We start from the raw sequence: 250 nt of genomic DNA on the forward strand, positions 1-250 counted from the left end.
CCCGCGATCATGGCCATTGCGCCTTCGATATCCGCGGCGTTCAGGTCCGTCATCTTGGCTTCGGCGATCGACTTGATCTGAGCCGTGGTCAGCTTGCCGGCGGTAGCGCCCTTGCCGGGCGTCTTGGAACCGGACTGAATCTTCGCTTCTTTCTTGAGGAAGTAGCTGACAGGCGGCTGCTTCATCGCGAAGGTAAAGGACTTGTCCTGGTAATAGGTGATGATGACCGGAATCGGCATACCCTTTTCCA

Annotated in this window: 1 protein-coding gene; it reads right to left on the reverse strand. The window is 57.2% G+C overall.

Annotation, left to right across the window (positions count from 1 at the left end):
• Nucleotides 1-250: uL11 family ribosomal protein (locus ACPYOJ_RS36135; protein ID WP_481420500.1), on the reverse strand; the 250-nt coding region annotated here is incomplete at both ends.

This window comes from Rhizobium sp. SVR5-9E (assembly GCF_056755095.1).